Below are 17,619 nucleotides of genomic sequence, written 5' to 3'. Positions count from 1 at the left end.
TATACTATCTTTCCTCCAATAAGCTTAAGATATATTCCATATCTTTATGCAATTACCTCATTTTACTGATTGTCCGCACTCTTATCGGCATTTTTGTATGCTTCCTCAAAGAACTGCTCCTGCGAATCTATCGGTGTGCTGTTTATCTTTCTGTCCACATACTCACCATCAGCACAAAGCTCCTTGCCCTTCTCGTCATCTGTCATGATTGTGTCGAAGATATGGCGGATCTTGTCCTTAGCATGTGCATCGTATACCGGTGTTGCAACCTCCACACGTCTTACTGTATTTCTGGTCATAAAATCTGCTGACGCAATGTAAATCTTCTCATCATCGCCCACACCAAATCTGTATATACGTGAATGCTCAAGATATCTTCCTACAACACTTATTACAGTGATGTTTTCTGTGACATCCTCAACCTGCGGCTTCACACAGCAGATTCCTCTGACAATAAGCTCTACCTTCACACCTGCCTGTGATGCATCGATAAGCTTGTCTATAAGCACCTTATCAGTGAGAGAGTTAATCTTAACTCCGATGTATGCCGGTTTTCCTGCATTCTTATTGGCAATCTGCTCATCAATCATGTCAACAATCTTATTCTGCAGGCATTTTGGGGCAACAAGCAGATGTTTTACATCTCCGTCCGAAACAGTCTCACCTCTCTGAAGCGCCATAAACACCCTTGATGCATCTGCTCCAATCTCCTGATTTGCAGTGATGAGGGATAAATCTGTATAAAGACGCGAGGTCTTCTCGTTGTAGTTTCCTGTACCAATCTGAGTGATGTACTCAAAGCCATCGCCCTTTTTCTTTGTGATGAGACAGAGCTTTGAGTGGACCTTGTAATCACCGAGTCCGTAAAGTATCTGACAGCCTGCATCCTCAAGGCGGTGTGACATCTCTATGTTGTTAGCCTCATCAAACCTCGCACGCAGCTCGACAAGCACGATAACCTCCTTGCCGTTTTCTGCAGCCTCTATAAGTGCATCGATAATCTGGCTCTTGTCTGCCACTCTGTATAGTGTCATCTTGATGGAAACTACATCAGGATCCTCTGCTGCATCGTTAAGCATCTTGATAAACGGCTTCATGCTCTCAAACGGATATGAAAGAAGCACATCCTTTTTCTCAACCTGACCGAGTATACTCTCCTTAAGCGAAAGCTCAGGTGTGTCACGCGGTGTACGCTTCTCAAAGAAAAGCTCCTGCTTGTCTCGCAGATAGTGCTGAAGCTGGAATACAAATGACATATCAAGCGGTGTTTTTACACTGATAAAATGCTTTTTGCCAATCTCAAGGAAGCTCGAGAGTTCGTCAATCGCCTTGCGGTTGATTTTTCTCGAAAGCTCAACTCTTACAGGATCAAGACGCACTCTCCTCTTGATGAGCTCCTCCATCATGTTACGGTAATCCATATCCTCATCATACATGCTCTGCGCATCAATATCCGCATTACGTGTCACACGCATGATTGATTTCTCACGGATTACATACTTTGGATAGAGCTTTGATACAAAGTGTAAAATAAGTTCCTCTGACAGCATAAATGTGCCCGGTCTTGTAGGTATCTCAATCAGACGCTTGAATACGCTGTTTGAGCATGGCACGATACCTGTCTTTTTCTTTCCCTTCTGCGTGGTTAAAAGCACTACCGCATAGAGCTGTTTATTTGCAAGGAATGGAAACGGCTGCTGCTTTCCTATAATCATTGGTGAGAGGAAAGGTGCAATGTGTGCATCAAAATATGCCTCCAGTAAATCACCCTCATCCTTTGACAGCTTGTTGAAATTGATTATGCGCACGCCCTTTGGCTCAAGCTCACCCATGAGCTGCTCGTAAATCCTTGCTTTTTTCTTCTCAAGCTCGCATACTCTGTCAAGGATTGCCGATACCTGTTCCTCACTCGACATCTTTGTCTTGTTCTCGAAAATCTTTTCCTTTGAATTCATCTGCATCATGAGTGATCCTACTCTTACCATGAAAAACTCATCCAGATTTGTCTGGTAGATTGATGCAAAAGTCAGTCTCTCTGCAAGCGGTACTCTTGGATTTCCCGCCTCATTTAATACTCGCTCATTGAACTGTAACCATGACAGCTCCCTGTTTGTGTAAACTTCTTCCAGTTTTTTCATCTGCATATATGCTCCTATTCTATATGATATTTTTCCATTCGCGTCTGCGTCTTTTAAGTTCGTTTTATTTTGTGCCCGCTGTATTTCAAGCAGCCTTGCCCGCTCTATCAGTTTATCCTCACGGCGTCTCCTTCTGTCTGCCAGATGAAGCTTATTTTCCACCCCGACAAGCAGCTGTGCAAGTGCCTTCAAAACTCTTTCCCTATGCAATATTTACCTCTCCGTTGATATCATCTGATAATATTCCAATTCTCGCTATACCGCACAGCACATAATGCTTCTGCAATGTCCGTGCACTCTTAAGTTCATTTTCGATATTTTTGTCTTTTTTGTCAATACATTCATGCAAATTTACAAACATTTCTTCAACAATATCAGCACATCTGAGAGTTTCCTTTGCAGCAAGCTGCATTACCACCTCTTTGACGCATTTTTATATGAATTAAGGCCGTCCACATTGGTAGTTTGTACCTCTTGTGAACAGCCTGTTATCATCGTTGCCATCATTCCTATGACGACCGCTTTCTTTAGTAATTTCTTTTTCAACATAATTAATCTCTCCATTAGCATGATAAATTATTAAAATTAATCAATAACTATTCAACAAGTTAATAGTATCAAGCTAATGTAAAGTCCAAAACGCAGTTATGTAAAATCATGGTAAAAACTTTACATTTCTTTACTCAGCTTTACATAAATTAATTTTGTGTGCATTTTATATATCTTTTAGGCATTTTTAACTATTTCAACAGCAATATCCGGATAATTTGTTATAATTGCATCTGCTTCTGCCTTGACAAGTGCCTTCATCTCATGCTTTTCGTTTACAGTCCATACATGAGCTCTAAGTCCTCTTCCGTGCGCCTTGTCAATGTAGTTTTCATCCTGCATATGGTAGGTTGCCGGATGAAGCGCATCCACATGAAGCTCGCTTGCATACTCTGCCGGATTTACTATAATGTCAGAAAAAAGCAGACCGCACCTCATATCAGGGCAAAGCTTTTTCATGCGCACAATCGACTCGTGATTGAATGATGAGCACCAGATTCGGTCAAGCATATCATACTCTTCCACGAGCGCCAGTACCTTTTTCTCCAGATTTTTGTACTGTACGATACCGTTTTTGAGCTCGATATTTATGGTCATCTCTGTGTTTTTGAGCAGGTCAAACACCTCATCGAGTGTTGGAATACGAGTCTTCTTGTCATAGGACGGCATGTGCTTTGACACATTGAGGCGCTTCAGCTCCTTGAGTGTATAGTCCTTTACAAAGCCTTTCTCACCACTCACTCTGTCCACGGTCTCATCGTGTATGACCACAAGCTCTCCATCCTTTGTGAGCTGCACATCAAGCTCCACGCCGTCAGCCTTCATCTTTTCTGCCTTCTTGAATGCCTCAAGTGTGTTCTCCGGTGCATATCCGGATGCTCCTCTGTGTGCCCAGACCTTTGTTCCCTCTGTGTTTATCATGCTTTAAGCCTTCTTTCGTTACTTTTTATTTTAGTTATTTTCATGCCTCGGTGCATCATATCTGTCTGCAAGCCTTAAAAATACAAATCCCACTGCAAAGAATATTGCCATAGTTGCAACCGCCACATTTATCGTGCCGCCCGCAAGCTTTACTGCCGCTATGACAAGCGAGCCTAAAAACGAAGCTCCTTTTGCAAAAATATCATAGATTCCGAAATACTCTCCCGAGTTCTCAGGAGGAATAATCTTTGAAAAATATGAGCGTGACAGCGCCTGCAATGAGCCCTGGAAGCATCCCACACCAAACGCCATGATTCCAAAGCCAATCATATCATGCAGTGTAAGTGCATATAGACAAACTGCAAAATATCCCGCAATGCAGACATACAAAAGTGTTGTAGTTTTGTATGTCTGTGACAGTCTTCCAAAAACAAGTGAACCGATGCATGCCACTATCTGTGTAAAAAGTAAAAACACTACCTGTCCCACTGAATCGAGCTTTAAATCAGTTCCTATGTTTATACAGTTATCTATTATAGTACCTACACCATCTATGTAAAGGAAAAAAGCAACCAAAAACAGTCCTACTTTTTTATCTTTTGTAGCTATTTTTTTGATTGTTCCAAAAATCTGTGCAAATGCGTCAGCTATAAGTCTTAGGACTCCCGGATTTTTGTTTGTTTTGTTTTTCTCTTTGATATTGTCTCTTATAAATGCATCATTTTCAAAATTCTTATGAATATCTTTATCTGCTGCATCCGATACATAATTCACCTGTTTATAGCTCTTAAACAATGGAATTGTAACAACAAACCACCAAATTCCTGTAACCGCAAAGCCTATTATCATCGATAGGCGGTTTGATATGTATCCAAGCATATCCGGTCCACAGATGTACGCTGCAAGTGAAACAAGAAACGGCACACACGAGCCCAGATATCCCCAGGCATAGCCGTAGGAAGACACCTCGTCCATTCTATCCTTTGTCGTCACATCGACAAGCATCGAGTCATAAAACACCAGCGATGCATTGTAAAATATCTTTGTAAGCACATAGATAACAAGAAACAGCACCCATGTAGGTGTAAAACCGTTAAGTATACATGCCGACACTCCTACAACTACGGTCGTTGAAAAAATAGCCTTTTTGATGCGCATATGGTCTGCTATCGCACCACAGACAGGCCCGATAAGTGCTGATACAACTGTCATCACAGCTATTGCCACCGCATAATACGCGGTTGCCCTGTCAGATGAAATCTGCCCTGCACCATCTCCAACGGCAAGGCTTTTGTACCATATCGGTATGAGCGCACACGCAAGCAGTGTGTATGCGGAATTTCCCACATCATATAATACCCATGAGAGCTCCTTTGATGAGAGCTTTTTGGTTTTCTTTTGTGTATTGTCTTCTTTTGATTTCATAAATTATACCTTCCCTGTTTTGTATTCCTCAGACTACGATTTTATTTTTTTTATGTAAAAACCGCTACCACCCATTTGCAAAGTTTATGTAAATAATCCGTCCAATATTAAATCAGCGACTCCCTCGCAATCTCCACATAATGCATGGCATTGCGATGATTCTCCTCTATCTCATCAGCGGTCAGTGCCCTGATCACCTTTGCCGGAGAACCAAATGCGAGGCTTCCGTCAGGAATATCGGTGCCCTGGGTGACAAGAGCGCCCGCACCTATTATGCAGTTTTTACCAATCCTTGCTCCATTTAGCACGATGGCACCCATGCCGATGAGTGTATTATCACCTATAGTACACCCGTGAACAATTGCGCTGTGTCCTATTGTCACATTGTCACCAATTCTGACACTGTGGCTTAAGTCCACATGTACCACTGCATTGTCCTGTATATTCGAATTTCTGCCTATTTCTATCGGTTCTGAATCGCCTCTTACAGTTGCATTATACCATACGCTTGCTCCGTCAGCCATTGTCACCTGACCCTTAACAACGGCACCTTCTGCTATATAATATGCCATATCTATCCCTCCATCAATTTCAGATAATCGCCCTTGTCTATATGCATCATAGAAATCTGATTATTATGCCGCCTGAAGCCATAGACACAGTCCACATTTCGGATAAGCGACTGCAGACGTTCATCCGGTACACAGACAATCAGCTGCAAGTCCATCTTCCTTGCATACTTGAGACACACCGCACTTCGCTCCTGATCCATCTTGGAAAATGCCTCATCCAAAAGCACCAGCTTAATCTTTGAATCACGATTGCTCTGCTGCATATAAAGCATCGCAAAGCCCGCAAGAAGCGCAACATACTTAGGGTTCTGTCCCTCGCCGCCCGAATCACGTCCTGCCATGTCATCTACAAAGTTTTCCCTGATGACACGGCCGTTTTCGTCCGTAACCTGCTCATACATGCTGAATGACAGATAATTGCGGTAATCCGCATACTGCCCCATTTCCTTGCGCTTCTGCATTCGCAGATGCTCATCCTCATCCCTTGGCGGCATGAACTTGTCTGTCAAAAGTTTAATTTTCTGCTCATATTTCTTATAAAAATCATCCTCACCAAAGCTTATCTGTCCAGCTATTCCGCCATTATCCGGATTTTTACTGTCCAGTTCTTCCGCCATAAGCATATCATAGAACTGACCGTTTTCGTTCTTTGCCGGCTCTATCTTAATCTGATAGGTACTGTCTGAGAAATTAGTCTCCCTAAGAAGCCTGTTTATCTCATAGGCATGGCGCTTTGCAGCCTTAATATCACCGTGGATTGTACCGATGACATTCTCTCTGAGACTTTTGTAGATCACCTTGCACTGCTCCTCAAACTCACTCTCATATTCCGGCTCATAATCCTTCTCGTACTTCTCCAGCAGCTCCTCATATGCCTTATTTGACTTCTCGGCTCCGCTGAACTGACCTGACGGAAACTCCTTTATATACCTGTAGCGGGCAGTCTGCAACGTCTCAACACACGACTGCTGCCTGCCACCATTTCCGTCTGCGCCTTGCAGCTCAATAAGCTTCTCACGCTGTTTGCTCTTGACCGATGCTCCTGAACTATGCTGCAGCATATCCTGCACCTGCTTCTCAAGCTCCTCTCTGGCAACATAGCCCTGTAACATATCTTCCAGCTGTGCTCTTCGCTGTTCGTTTGCACCTATGATTTTCTCATGCTGGCTTATCTTTTCATTTATCTGCTGCTGATTCAGTGAAAAAGCACTCTTAAGTGCATCGATGTTTTTCTCAAGAAGCCTCTTTTTCTCCTTTAGCTCCTTGTACTGCCCATTCTCCATTGTCCTAATAATCTCTTCGAGCTCATTTTTCTGCGAATTAACTGCTTTAAGCTCATCTGACGCCTCAGAAAGGCCCACAAAATACTCCGGCTCCCCCTTTAAGCACTCAAAATCTCTCTGTGCCTTAAGACTTGAAATAATACCCATAAGCTGTATCTGGTCCTTCTCAAGCCTCTCCACATCTGCCTCATACTCGGCAAGTCTTGCCTTGGATACCCTGCCTCCGATGCAGGCATTTGTAGTATAATCGCGCTTCTTCAGATGTCTGAAAATAAAGTTGCTGTATGAGTAGCAGTCCGGTGTAACTCCATCTCGTACCTGCTCAAGCTCGTCAACACTACGGCACTTTATAATATGTCCCAGATATCTTTTCAGGCAGACATCTACATACTTTTCCTTTGTATCCACTGCCTCATAAAGCGAACCATCCATGGCCTTTGGTTCACTGTCCATGATAGCCTTGGAATTGATGAGGTCGACATCCTCAAACTGCTTCATGTCTCTGAAAATAACAGCAGCAGTATGCGCATAACGCGGCTCTGTGATAAGTGAGAACTTGAGCCTGCCCATACGTCCTTCTATGGCATTCTTCCATTCCTCGTCCTGTACATCAAACATATCCGCAAATACCTGTACCTTCACAGGCTCGCCAAATCTATCACTTAAGTCCCTCTGCAGCGCAGCTCTTGCCGAACGCAGGCTCTCACTGTACGACTTGCGGTTGTTCTTCATATCATCGACCAGACGTTTTTTCTCTTTAAGCTCTTTTGTTATCTCATTTTTCTGCGAAGTATTGTCCTCGAGCTCATCCTCGATATCCTTCTTTATAGACTCAAGCTTTAGATGAAGCTCCTGACATTTTGCCTCCGTGACATCGCCATCCACAATCTCTTCAATGAGGTTTAAAACTGCATTGCTCACATAATCTGTGATGACCTCATCCTCATCCCAGGCCTTTAGTCCGTTTGTGATTTTAATCCACTGACGGCTGTTGTCGGTAAGCATGAGACTTCTCTTCTCAAGCTCCCTAAGCTGATCCTTTTTGCTTCCTAAGTCGCTCGATTTCAAATCTGCACATACCTGGATATACTCTTGCTGCAGATCTGCCTGCTGCCCGGCTATATCATCTGCCTTTTCTGAAAGTCTGTCCTGTTCTTCTTCGATACGCTTTTTATCATCCTCAGCTGCCTGAATCCTTGCACGCATATCCTCGATATCTATGCACCTGATCATTGTCTCTGCCATGACAATATCGCTTTGGATATTTACCAGTTCCTGCCCTGACTCCTTTATTTCCTTGAGAAGCTCAATACGCTTGCGCATATCCTCTATTTTTTCCCTGATTTGTCTGTATGCATCAAGCTGCTCACTGATAGTCTCTATCGTGCCCGAGTCACTCTTTGGAAACATATAATCACGTATAAACTGGCCTGTTCCATTTGTCATTCTGAGTGCAATAGCACTTTTTTCCATTGTGATAAAACGATTCGGATCAATATATCCTAAAATCACATCATATAATGTGCCAAGGTATGCCTCCTTCGATGCGTAAATACGGTTTACATCCCCTCTGGCGCGTCTGTCAGCTGACTGTGAGCGAGTATTTACAAGCTTTTTAATATCATTATTTGAATAGCAAAAGCCGTCCGCTGTCACATATGAAGGCTCCGGCATCCTGCCCGAATGACTGAAGTACACAAATCTCTTAATCTCAGAATCGTTTTTTCGTACCTCAAAGGCTATTCCTATACATGTAAACGTATGACTGCCTGTATCCTCTATCTCAAGCGCTATGACCGAACAAAAATCACAGTCGCCACGATTTGCGGAGCCATCCTTCTGCTCACCCCTCAAATAGCTCAGAACACTTCTCCTGTTTTTTGCATCATCTGCAGCCTTGTTCAAGAAGGTGGGGCTGAAGCTGCCGTAGAGGATTACCTGAATCGCATCCATGACGGTTGATTTTCCCGAGCCACTCTTACCACTGAACAAATTGACATACTCATTAAATTGCAAAACCTTGTGATTTATTCCGCCCCAGTTGTTTAGACACATTCTGGTAAATATCTTCTTAGACTGACTCAATTGGTAACTCCTCCATTTCACTGTTCTTGGCAAATTCATGGGTATGGTTTACAGAACTGCCTTCTGTATTCAATCCGGCAGCTTCAAGTGTTGCAGCCGACTCGTTATCATACTTAATCAGCTCCACCTCATCACTGTACATGCGCACAAGCTCATTTATATCCATGGCTGAGCAGAATATATTTACTGTGCCATAAATATAGATTGGTGTGTTGTCCTCCAGGTTTGCAATAGCCCCCGGCAGTTCAATCATCTGATGTGTTTTCATAAGCAAAAGAGCGTCTGACCATTCCTGATTAGTGAGCTTTCTGGTAATCAGATTGGTATTTCTGCCATACTCACGAATCTCCGCCAGATTCGTTGTTGTCGCATTAAGCCCCTCGCCCATGATTTTATCCCTGTATATAATCTTCATTATAATGACAATCCTTGCAGTCAGAAGAGTCATCTTCTCGAGCATGACACCATCACCCGTTATCCTGAAAAGATGCTCCTGCTGGTCATGAACCAGCTCACAGTCAAGCACAGCCAGATAATCAGAGATAAACTCTCTGTTTCTAAGACACACCTGATACCTTGGATTGTCTCTTTGAATCAATGTAACGGGGTCACACTTCATTTGCAAAATACAGGTCTGCCTCAACAGATCCTGAATAGTTTTTCTAATATTTTCTGCCTCATTTGGCGAAACATTCTCCATATATTCAAACATACATTGCTCTCTTTTCTATGCTTCTCGTTTAGAGTCCGATTTGGATATTACAAGCCTTGAGTAGCTTACACCATCACTCTTTGTTATCTCTCCATCCAGACTCACCGTATCCTCACCCATGCGCTCATTGGTCTCCTCCTGCCATAAAAACAGAAGCTTTTCCAGATCCTCCATGGATTCTACAGTTTGTTCATCTGTCACAAACATGCCATCACGCATATTTTTATCTCTGAAGCTTTGAAGCTCCTTTTTGGTATACAATGGCTTTGGCACAAAATCTGCCATATCATCTTCGCCTGCCGAAGCATCGTCAATAACAAACGGAACAAACTCACTTCTTCCTCTCTCTCTTCTTCCCGGAAAACTGTCGTCCGTTACATTGTAAAACTGTCTGGTGAACTTCATTCTGTTTCGAAGAGCCCCAAGTATCTCATCTGTTTTATCACTCTTATCTATCAGGTTAATGAGCTTTACTATATTATCCTCGTCATCTGCGCCTTCCTGCAGGATATAGTGTATCCTTGCAAGCGCCCTCTTTGCAAAAATCGTCTTCTGCTCAATAAGCTTGTTGTACTTTCTCTCAATCAGGTCAAACTCATGCTCCACCTTATAGACAAGCTCACTTGCCTTATCACAGTACTCCACGCTGTACTCATAGCGTTTTCTCTCAAACGTACCGGGTGTAGTCTGCGAAAGAATTCCCTCAAGCTCAGCCCTCCTATCATCGTTCTGATTAAGGATTTTACTTATAAGCTCCTTTACAGCCTCCTTGTAACGATAAAAGCTATCCGTGGTTGTAAGGATGGCATAACGTCTGCTATCACTGTTATTAATTTCCTTAATCAGCACCTTCTGTATACCTATAAAATCCTTCATACGTGACAGCTCATCAAAATATGCCCTCATACCATCCTGCATATTTGATAAAAGCTGACCAAGATTTTTTGACGTATACAACGCATTTTTCAGAATATCATTATTTTTTTCCGGATCTGAAAAATATGTAAAAAGCGCACTGTAAACAGCCAAAATGCTCTCGCGCTCCCTGCTGTCATCATCCACAAGCAGCTTTTTAAATAGCTCAGCATACATCTGGCTGTACTGAGGAAATGCAATCACATATGTGTTGAGCTTTTCATCAAAATCACTCCTGATCCAGCCCCAGTTTATAAGCCTGCCCAATATAGCTGATGGTGTCAGGGTGTATGCGAAAGTGGCCTGGTCATATATAACATCAATTTCGGAATCAGGATTATAATCATCATGATTATCCATGCTGCCACTATCTTTATCACTCTCATCTTCATTATAATCAGTCTGCCATACAATGCCTGTTTTTGATATGGTATCCGCTATGATTATCTGACACTCCTCACGTGTCAGTCCCAGTGATGCATAGACCTCGTTATTCTCCTCATATAACGCAACAACTATCTGCATGTATGCATCCATATTTTTCGTGCGGAATAAGCTATAAAATTCTTTTGGTATTCTATCTTTTAATGTCATACTCATATAATAACATATCCCCACGTTTTTCGCCATATACATGGAAATAAACGTGGGGATATTAATATTGCTGCTTCACACCTCAGTCTTAACAGTAACATCCGGTTACCATCAAATCACTCCTGATTGTGACCATCAATAATTCTATTCAATATAATATACTTACTGCTCAGCAACTCTCAGATGACGGATAAGCTCATTTAAGCTCTCTGCCTCACTGCTCATCTCCTGACTTGCAGCTGCGCACTCCTGTGAAGAAGCTGAGTTAGTCTGAACTACATCATTAATCTGCTCTACACCATTATTAATCTGCTTGATAGCATCTGTCTGTGTCTCAAGTGTCTCTGCGATTCCATTAACCTCATCTGTGATAGTCTTGGAATTGCCTGCAACCTCCTCAAGCTGCGATGCTGTCTTGCCTGCAATAACCATTCCTTTTTCAACAGCCTTGACTGAAGACTCAATAAGAGCTGCTGACTCCTTAGCAGCATTTGCACTCTGCTCAGCAAGTACAGTAACCTGGTCTGCAACAACTGCAAAGCCTTTTCCTGCCTCTCCTGCTCTGGCTGCCTCGATAGAAGCATTGAGTGCAAGAAGGTTTGTCTGGGATGCAATCTCATTGATTGTTGCGATGATTTTACCGATTTCCTGAGATGCCTCATTGATTTCATTCATGGATGTAACCATCTCGTGCATCTGTCCGTTGCTATCCATAATCTCAGTTCCGAGTCCGTCAACCTTCTGGCTGATTTCCTTTGCATGCTCAGCATTCTCAGCTACCTGATCCGCTACAGAAGCAAGTGTTGCTGTAAGCTCCTCAACAACAGCGGCCTGGTCTGTTGCGCCCTGCGCAAGGTCACTAGAGCTGGCAGCTACCTGCCCAGCACCGTTTGAAACCTCATTGGCAGCTCTCTGAATACCACTGACTGTATCTGACATGCTCTCCTCGAAAGCAACAATTGATTCTTTAATTCCTACAAAATCGCCTTTCCACTCCACCTGTGGCTTAAAGTTGAAATTGCCATCTGCAAACTGTCTCATAGTCTGATCGATATCATCAATATATGTGCCAAGTGTCCTGATAGACTTTCTAAGGTCATGTGCAAGTTTGCCAACCTCATCATCTGAATGATACTCCAGATTGCTGTGAAGATTTCCATTAACAAGCTCTCCTGCCACTACCTCAATCTGCTGTAATGGCTCAAGCACAGAATCAATAACCTGATCACTGATTTTTTTCGCAATCATTGTAGCTACAATTCCAACTATTATTACATTGGCCAGTCCTATAACCAGGAAAAATGTAGCAACTGTTCCCGACTCGGCACCAAAGATATTAGCCTTTGCACCAAAATAAACCAATAAAACTGCAACAATTGATATGCCTCCCGATACAAGCAGCATATCCAATACTTTCTTATAGCCATATTTCAATCTCTGCTGAAGTGGCATTTCCATTATTTTGCTTTTAGCTTCCTCACCCATATGTAATTCTCCCTTTCTCATTTAGGTTTCGTTCTATACAGTAAGATTATTATATCATTACCATAGTACTATTTCAATGATAATTTGACAATATTCGTCATTTTTGACATATCGCCTAATTTCGGAAATGATTTATAGTCAAATACACTAATTTCCCGCTTATTACACCTCGAAATCCATACATGCCCTATTTGCAGTAAATGGTCTCACCCTGGTATCCGCCACTGCAACATGCTTAGGATTCTTTGCATACGCTGCAAGTGCATCAGCATCCTCAAATGTAGTATCAAGCATCACATCTACTGTAGATGTCGGAAGATAATCTGTGCGTACTGAAATGTCGATCATTCCCGGAATCTGCCCTTTAAGTCCCTCTAAGCCTTCCTTTATGCCGGCACGTATTTCCTTCTTCTGTGCCTCTGTGTACTCATCCTTGAGTGTCCATAAAATAATGTGTTTAACCATTGTGTTCCTCCTGAGTTTTTCAGGTCTTTCGACCAGTCCAAACTATAACATAATAATTTCTTTAATGTTCATCTCTTCTATAGTTCAAAACCATAAGGTGAATGGAGACCTTTGTATGAATAATATGCCATTCAGACCGCTATGTCAATTACATATTCTACCCCATCACTTCATTTCCTACCCCATTTTGCACCTTTTGTGGCAGAAAACATATTAGGTACAGTTTAGAATACATTTATTATTCAAATCATTTAATTTACATTTCTCTTTTAGCTTCTACCTTTGTTGCATATTTCCACGTCTTTCCGCAATCTTTTGAATAGATACTTTCCCAACTAAATGTATCCTTCTCAATATTTTTGAAATTCCATTGCCATATAGTTGTATCATTCGCATCTTTATTAATCCCTGTTTGTATAATATCATTCTCCAATTCTTCGGCGATTAACCTATCAACACTCCATTTGGAAACGTACACTATATTCCACTTTTTTGAATTATCTATCATTGGAACTCGTATTGTTGTTCCATAATCTCCGTATAAAGTATCTTCCTCTGTCCATTCTCCTCTTTTGGGACAAATGAAGACATCTTGAATTCCATACCCATCCATGACATATGAAAAAAGCCACTCACCTTCTTTTGTATCTTCAATCTTCCCCTCTTCATCATATGTAGTCATTGTAAACGACCAATTTCCAACAAATCTACTATACAATGATAAATCTGTGTTATTATTCGCATTATTGCTTCCTAATGCTTCTAAAAATTCATTTTTCATTAGCGTACACTCTCCTCCCGATAAACATGTTGCTTATTTATCATTTGTAGTAATTGAATAAACAACCAAATCCCTATATTCCCCTGTGTTTTTATCAATTCTTCTTTTTCTTAAAACCCCATCCTTAATAAAACCTACCTTTTCAAGCAGATTAAGCGAAGGTTTATTATCTATATTACATTTTGCCTCAATGAGATACAGTCTATCTTTTGACAAGTATTCTGAAATCATCTTTTTTACAGCTTCAGTGCCATAACCTTTACCATGCCACTTTTCACCAATAACATAACCAATTTCACCAATCCTTAATTCTTGATATGGTATATCAAAAGATATATATCCTATACATGCACCACTTTCTTTTTCAACAATTACCCATGCATTCGTATTTTTCACCATAGCATTTACAAAAGAATTCATCTGATCCATATTCATTGGATATCCCATTATAAAATCACCCAAATGCTCATCTGTCCCCCATCCCTCGAAGCATATTGAAGCATCTTCATTCACAAAATGGCGGATGTATAATCGCTCTGTTTCTATTTTCATCATAAAAATCCTTTTCCATCTACATTATGACTTGGCACCACTACATCAATTAATCCTACTATAACATACTTTTAAACTGTAAAAAAGGGTTTCCGAGAAATCTCGGAAACCCTTGAATTTACTAGATATTTACACTACTAACAAGTAATTACTCGATAACTGTAGCAACACGTCCAGATCCTACTGTACATCCACCCTCACGATACTTTAATATCATTTTACCTCATATTTTTTATGGTTTTCTCTCCAAAATACAGTGAAAAACGACTGATTTGTACTATTTATTTTTATTTGCCTGATTTCTTGGCACCGTTTTGGCACCGGAAGCCTCAGTCAAAAAGCTTCTCTTCTGTTGTTTATGCTCTTCTCTATCAGCTTTAATTTATAGCCAAAAAGCAGCCAGTTTTTCATATAAATAATTTCTAATAACTTTTATCGCCTTTCTTCAAAGGAGAAAACGTAATCTTATTTGCCAAAAGAAAAAGAATTATTATTACAATACCAAATCCCACAAAAAGTGAACTTGTATCAACAACAGTAACTTTGTATATAATACTAATCACAAAAGATACCACTGGCGCGCATGCGTATGTAAGTGAAAATCGAATTGCAGAAACACGTCCTATATATTCTTTAGTAACTTCTTTTACAAATTTCACTTGTACATAAGTAATCATTAATCCCAATGCTGCACCAATTATTATCGAACCGATTAGCAACAGTAATTTTTGAGTTATAGGATTTGCAATATATTTTGAAACAAATGCAATAAAAACATAGTATACACCTAAAACAATTCCACAAAATGTAACAAGTGTATTATTTTTTTTCTCCTCTTTCATTTTTGCAAAAGTCAATGATCCCAAAATAGTACCAATAGTTACGCTTACACTTAGTAATGAAACAATTTTGGCATCTCCACTAAACATTTCTCTTGCAATCGGGGCGAGCAGTGCATCAAATGGAACCACTGCTGAATTAATTAGAATACATAAAAAACATAGTTTTAATAGCTTCTTATGGTCAAATACATAACTAAATCCATCTCTAAGCGAAATTAAATATTCTCTGCCAATTATTCGGTTTGTCTTCTTTTCTTCTTGAACAGAAAATTCTATTTTTACTATAAGCAACGCTGATATTAAAAATATCAAAGCATCTATCGCTAAAGAAATACCTATTCCAAATGAACTAATCACTATGCCTGACAAGCCAGTTCCAACTAATACTGCTATTTTGGTACAAGACACATTGACACTTACACCTTTATCATAATGTTCATTAGGAAGTACATGCTGAATAACTGCTACCCCTGCTGGCATATGAAATGCTTCTATTAATGAAATGGATATTGTCATAAAAACCAATATTAATGGTGAAAGCATGTTTTGTGTATATACATATAATATATACAAAACTAACAGAACTCGAGCTATATCTGAAAGTACTAACACTTTCTTTTTATTCATATTCTCGACTAATGGACCTATAAATGGTTGAATAATTACAGAAGTAGCTTGATTAATACCAAAAATAATCGCAGACCACCCTGCACTATTTGTAAGTAAATATACCAACCATGTAAAAAGTATTGTATCTAATGAATCACCACAGCGGTTAATAATATTAGAAGTCAGCAGATAAACATAATTGTGGTTATGATATAACTCATGTTTATTCATATTTGTTACCTCTCTAATCATAATTTAGATTGTTTAATTTCGCAAGCTATCTTATAAAGATCCTGATGTTTTAAAGCCGCTGCTTTTTCTATAACATTATCAATTTCTGATATATCATTAAGTGATTCCAAATATTTTTTCCATTTTTTCATTTCAACATTATATGCACAGTATCTATTTTCACTTTCAAATGAGCCGTTAATGCAATAACGACTATTACTACATCCTCCTAAGCATCGTTCTGTATAACGACATTCTCTGCAAAATCCTTTTAACTTACTACTATCAAAATTTCTATTCCACTTAAAAGAGTCCGGACTTTCCCAAATCGACTTTAAAGATTTTTCACGAATATTTCCCGCTACTAATGTTTTATCTCTAATAGAAGTACAAGCAACAATATCTCCATTATGCAGAATACCAATTACATGCTTTCCTGCTCCACAACCTGTCCAAGACCAATTATCATTAAGAAAATTCTCATTTACTTTTATATCTTTATTGCTATAATAACCTATGCAATCTGCCAAAACAATTAATAATTGATATAGTTCTTCCAATTCACATATATTTTCTTTATTTATTGAAGTTATTACTGATGTCGAAATATTATTTTTTCTTAATTCTTTCAATGCTTTAATACTTTTATTGAATGATCCCGATCTCCGTATAAAATCGTGAGTTTTTTCAAGACCATCAATACTTAAACAGACACTTCTAATTCCTGATGTTATCGCATTATGAATAAAGTTTTCATCAATCAACCAACCATTTGTAATAATACTTGTTATTATGCCATTATCTACTAATCTTTTCGCAATAATATGCCAGTCACTACGTGTCGTAGGTTCCCCTCCAGATAATGTAATAACTTTTAATCCCAAATCTTTTAATTGGTCACACACCTCAAGAGCTTCTGATGTATTCAACTCATCGGGTAGCGCTTCTGCACAACTTGAACCGCAATGTTTACAACGCATATTACAACCCATTGTTATTTCCCATACAGCTGTAGTTAATTTATTCATATATTCTCTCCTATAATCCTTTTTAAATAAAAAAGACCTACTCTATATTTCTTTTTACATAGAGCAAGTCTTTTCTACAAACTACATTCTCACACCTGTTCCGTACATAACTGGTCCAAATAAGTTCTTAGAGGTTTTTAATTCAGAAATCTCTACAAACTCCAAGCTCAATTCTTCAAGATTAAACATTTTTATCCACCTCCCGTTTATTGAATTTATCTTAAGAATACATCTCTTATTTTCAAATGTCAAGTTATTTTCATTATTTTTCCCAAATTTCGAGTTCAAATTCTCGTTTTATTTGTAACATATTTTCCATTTTCTACGCATACATCAGATCTCTTAACCACTTATAAATGTCCGTAAAATTGCAAAAGCAACTGGAATCAGTGCTACAACCTTATATTCAATCATTCAAAAAGATTCCAATAT

Annotated in this window: 15 protein-coding genes; all 15 read right to left on the bottom strand. The window is 39.8% G+C overall.

Going from position 1 to position 17,619, the window contains the following annotated elements; all coding sequences use genetic code 11:
• Positions 1-62 precede the first annotated feature (62 nt).
• The 15 genes from ppk1 to EUBREC_RS01785 all read right to left on the bottom strand — a co-directional run bounded on the left by ppk1 (position 63) and on the right by EUBREC_RS01785 (position 17,187).
• Positions 63-2,138 (bottom strand): polyphosphate kinase 1, encoded by a 2,076-nt coding sequence (ppk1, locus tag EUBREC_RS01850; RefSeq protein ID WP_041254421.1) that lies wholly within the window; start codon positions 2,136-2,138, stop codon positions 63-65.
• A 202-nt stretch (positions 2,139-2,340) separates the two neighbouring features.
• Entirely contained in the window at positions 2,341-2,550 is a 210-nt protein-coding gene (locus tag EUBREC_RS01845) for a hypothetical protein (RefSeq protein ID WP_012741320.1), read from the bottom strand.
• Positions 2,550-2,687: a hypothetical protein gene (locus EUBREC_RS17645; RefSeq protein WP_167527322.1), complete on the bottom strand. Its 138-nt coding sequence runs from the start codon at positions 2,685-2,687 to the stop codon at positions 2,550-2,552. Before EUBREC_RS17645 ends, EUBREC_RS01845 begins: the two co-directional genes overlap by 1 nt.
• A gap of 177 nt (positions 2,688-2,864) precedes the next feature.
• Positions 2,865-3,608, bottom strand: coding sequence for a glycerophosphodiester phosphodiesterase (locus EUBREC_RS01840; protein ID WP_012741318.1), 744 nt, complete (start codon positions 3,606-3,608; stop codon positions 2,865-2,867).
• A gap of 30 nt (positions 3,609-3,638) precedes the next feature.
• Positions 3,639-5,033 carry an MFS transporter gene (locus EUBREC_RS01835; RefSeq protein ID WP_012741317.1) on the bottom strand — a complete coding sequence of 465 codons (1,395 nt, stop codon included), beginning with the start codon at positions 5,031-5,033 and terminating at the stop codon, positions 3,639-3,641.
• Between the two features lie 107 nt (positions 5,034-5,140).
• Entirely contained in the window at positions 5,141-5,605 is a 465-nt protein-coding gene (locus EUBREC_RS01830; protein WP_012741316.1) for a gamma carbonic anhydrase family protein, read from the bottom strand.
• A 2-nt stretch (positions 5,606-5,607) separates the two neighbouring features.
• On the bottom strand, positions 5,608-8,943 hold the full coding sequence (locus tag EUBREC_RS01825) for an SbcC/MukB-like Walker B domain-containing protein (RefSeq protein WP_012741315.1): 3,336 nt from the start codon (positions 8,941-8,943) through the stop codon (positions 5,608-5,610).
• A 16-nt stretch (positions 8,944-8,959) separates the two neighbouring features.
• Positions 8,960-9,685, bottom strand: coding sequence for a DUF4194 domain-containing protein (locus EUBREC_RS01820; protein WP_012741314.1), 726 nt, complete (start codon positions 9,683-9,685; stop codon positions 8,960-8,962).
• Positions 9,686-9,700: 15 nt separating this feature from the next.
• Positions 9,701-11,200 (bottom strand): Wadjet anti-phage system protein JetA family protein, encoded by a 1,500-nt coding sequence (locus tag EUBREC_RS01815; RefSeq protein WP_015515527.1) that lies wholly within the window; start codon positions 11,198-11,200, stop codon positions 9,701-9,703.
• A 156-nt stretch (positions 11,201-11,356) separates the two neighbouring features.
• Positions 11,357-12,679, bottom strand: coding sequence for a methyl-accepting chemotaxis protein (locus tag EUBREC_RS01810; protein WP_041253819.1), 1,323 nt, complete (start codon positions 12,677-12,679; stop codon positions 11,357-11,359).
• Positions 12,680-12,841: 162 nt separating this feature from the next.
• Complete coding sequence (locus EUBREC_RS01805; RefSeq protein WP_012741311.1) at positions 12,842-13,144, bottom strand: Dabb family protein; 303 nt, start codon at positions 13,142-13,144, stop codon at positions 12,842-12,844.
• A gap of 256 nt (positions 13,145-13,400) precedes the next feature.
• Complete coding sequence (locus EUBREC_RS01800; protein ID WP_012741310.1) at positions 13,401-13,925, bottom strand: hypothetical protein; 525 nt, start codon at positions 13,923-13,925, stop codon at positions 13,401-13,403.
• A gap of 33 nt (positions 13,926-13,958) precedes the next feature.
• Entirely contained in the window at positions 13,959-14,480 is a 522-nt protein-coding gene (locus EUBREC_RS16530; protein ID WP_012741309.1) for a GNAT family N-acetyltransferase, read from the bottom strand.
• A 419-nt stretch (positions 14,481-14,899) separates the two neighbouring features.
• A complete protein-coding gene (locus tag EUBREC_RS01790) occupies positions 14,900-16,159 on the bottom strand; it encodes an MFS transporter (RefSeq protein ID WP_015515523.1) in 1,260 nt (419 codons plus the stop codon).
• A gap of 17 nt (positions 16,160-16,176) precedes the next feature.
• Positions 16,177-17,187 carry a radical SAM/SPASM domain-containing protein gene (locus EUBREC_RS01785; RefSeq protein WP_012741307.1) on the bottom strand — a complete coding sequence of 337 codons (1,011 nt, stop codon included), beginning with the start codon at positions 17,185-17,187 and terminating at the stop codon, positions 16,177-16,179.
• Positions 17,188-17,619 lie beyond the last annotated feature (432 nt).

Origin of the sequence: Agathobacter rectalis ATCC 33656, from assembly GCF_000020605.1 — a bacterium.
GTDB lineage: Bacteria > Bacillota > Clostridia > Lachnospirales > Lachnospiraceae > Roseburia > Roseburia rectalis.
Note: the sequence above shows the minus strand (reverse complement) of the source record. Positions and strands in the feature narration are given on the sequence as shown.

Coding starts and splice junctions, on each gene's coding strand:
- EUBREC_RS01785 (WP_012741307.1), bottom strand. CDS start 17,187: ATGAATAAATTAACTACAGCTGTATGGGAAATAACAATGGGTTGTAAT.
- EUBREC_RS01830 (WP_012741316.1), bottom strand. CDS start 5,605: ATGGCATATTATATAGCAGAAGGTGCCGTTGTTAAGGGTCAGGTGACA.
- EUBREC_RS16530 (WP_012741309.1), bottom strand. CDS start 14,480: ATGATGAAAATAGAAACAGAGCGATTATACATCCGCCATTTTGTGAAT.
- ppk1 (WP_041254421.1), bottom strand. CDS start 2,138: ATGAAAAAACTGGAAGAAGTTTACACAAACAGGGAGCTGTCATGGTTA.
- EUBREC_RS01825 (WP_012741315.1), bottom strand. CDS start 8,943: ATGTGTCTAAACAACTGGGGCGGAATAAATCACAAGGTTTTGCAATTT.
- EUBREC_RS01800 (WP_012741310.1), bottom strand. CDS start 13,925: ATGAAAAATGAATTTTTAGAAGCATTAGGAAGCAATAATGCGAATAAT.
- EUBREC_RS01835 (WP_012741317.1), bottom strand. CDS start 5,033: ATGAAATCAAAAGAAGACAATACACAAAAGAAAACCAAAAAGCTCTCA.
- EUBREC_RS17645 (WP_167527322.1), bottom strand. CDS start 2,687: ATGTTGAAAAAGAAATTACTAAAGAAAGCGGTCGTCATAGGAATGATG.
- EUBREC_RS01805 (WP_012741311.1), bottom strand. CDS start 13,144: ATGGTTAAACACATTATTTTATGGACACTCAAGGATGAGTACACAGAG.
- EUBREC_RS01845 (WP_012741320.1), bottom strand. CDS start 2,550: ATGCAGCTTGCTGCAAAGGAAACTCTCAGATGTGCTGATATTGTTGAA.
- EUBREC_RS01815 (WP_015515527.1), bottom strand. CDS start 11,200: ATGAGTATGACATTAAAAGATAGAATACCAAAAGAATTTTATAGCTTA.
- EUBREC_RS01810 (WP_041253819.1), bottom strand. CDS start 12,679: ATGGGTGAGGAAGCTAAAAGCAAAATAATGGAAATGCCACTTCAGCAG.
- EUBREC_RS01840 (WP_012741318.1), bottom strand. CDS start 3,608: ATGATAAACACAGAGGGAACAAAGGTCTGGGCACACAGAGGAGCATCC.
- EUBREC_RS01820 (WP_012741314.1), bottom strand. CDS start 9,685: ATGTTTGAATATATGGAGAATGTTTCGCCAAATGAGGCAGAAAATATT.
- EUBREC_RS01790 (WP_015515523.1), bottom strand. CDS start 16,159: ATGAATAAACATGAGTTATATCATAACCACAATTATGTTTATCTGCTG.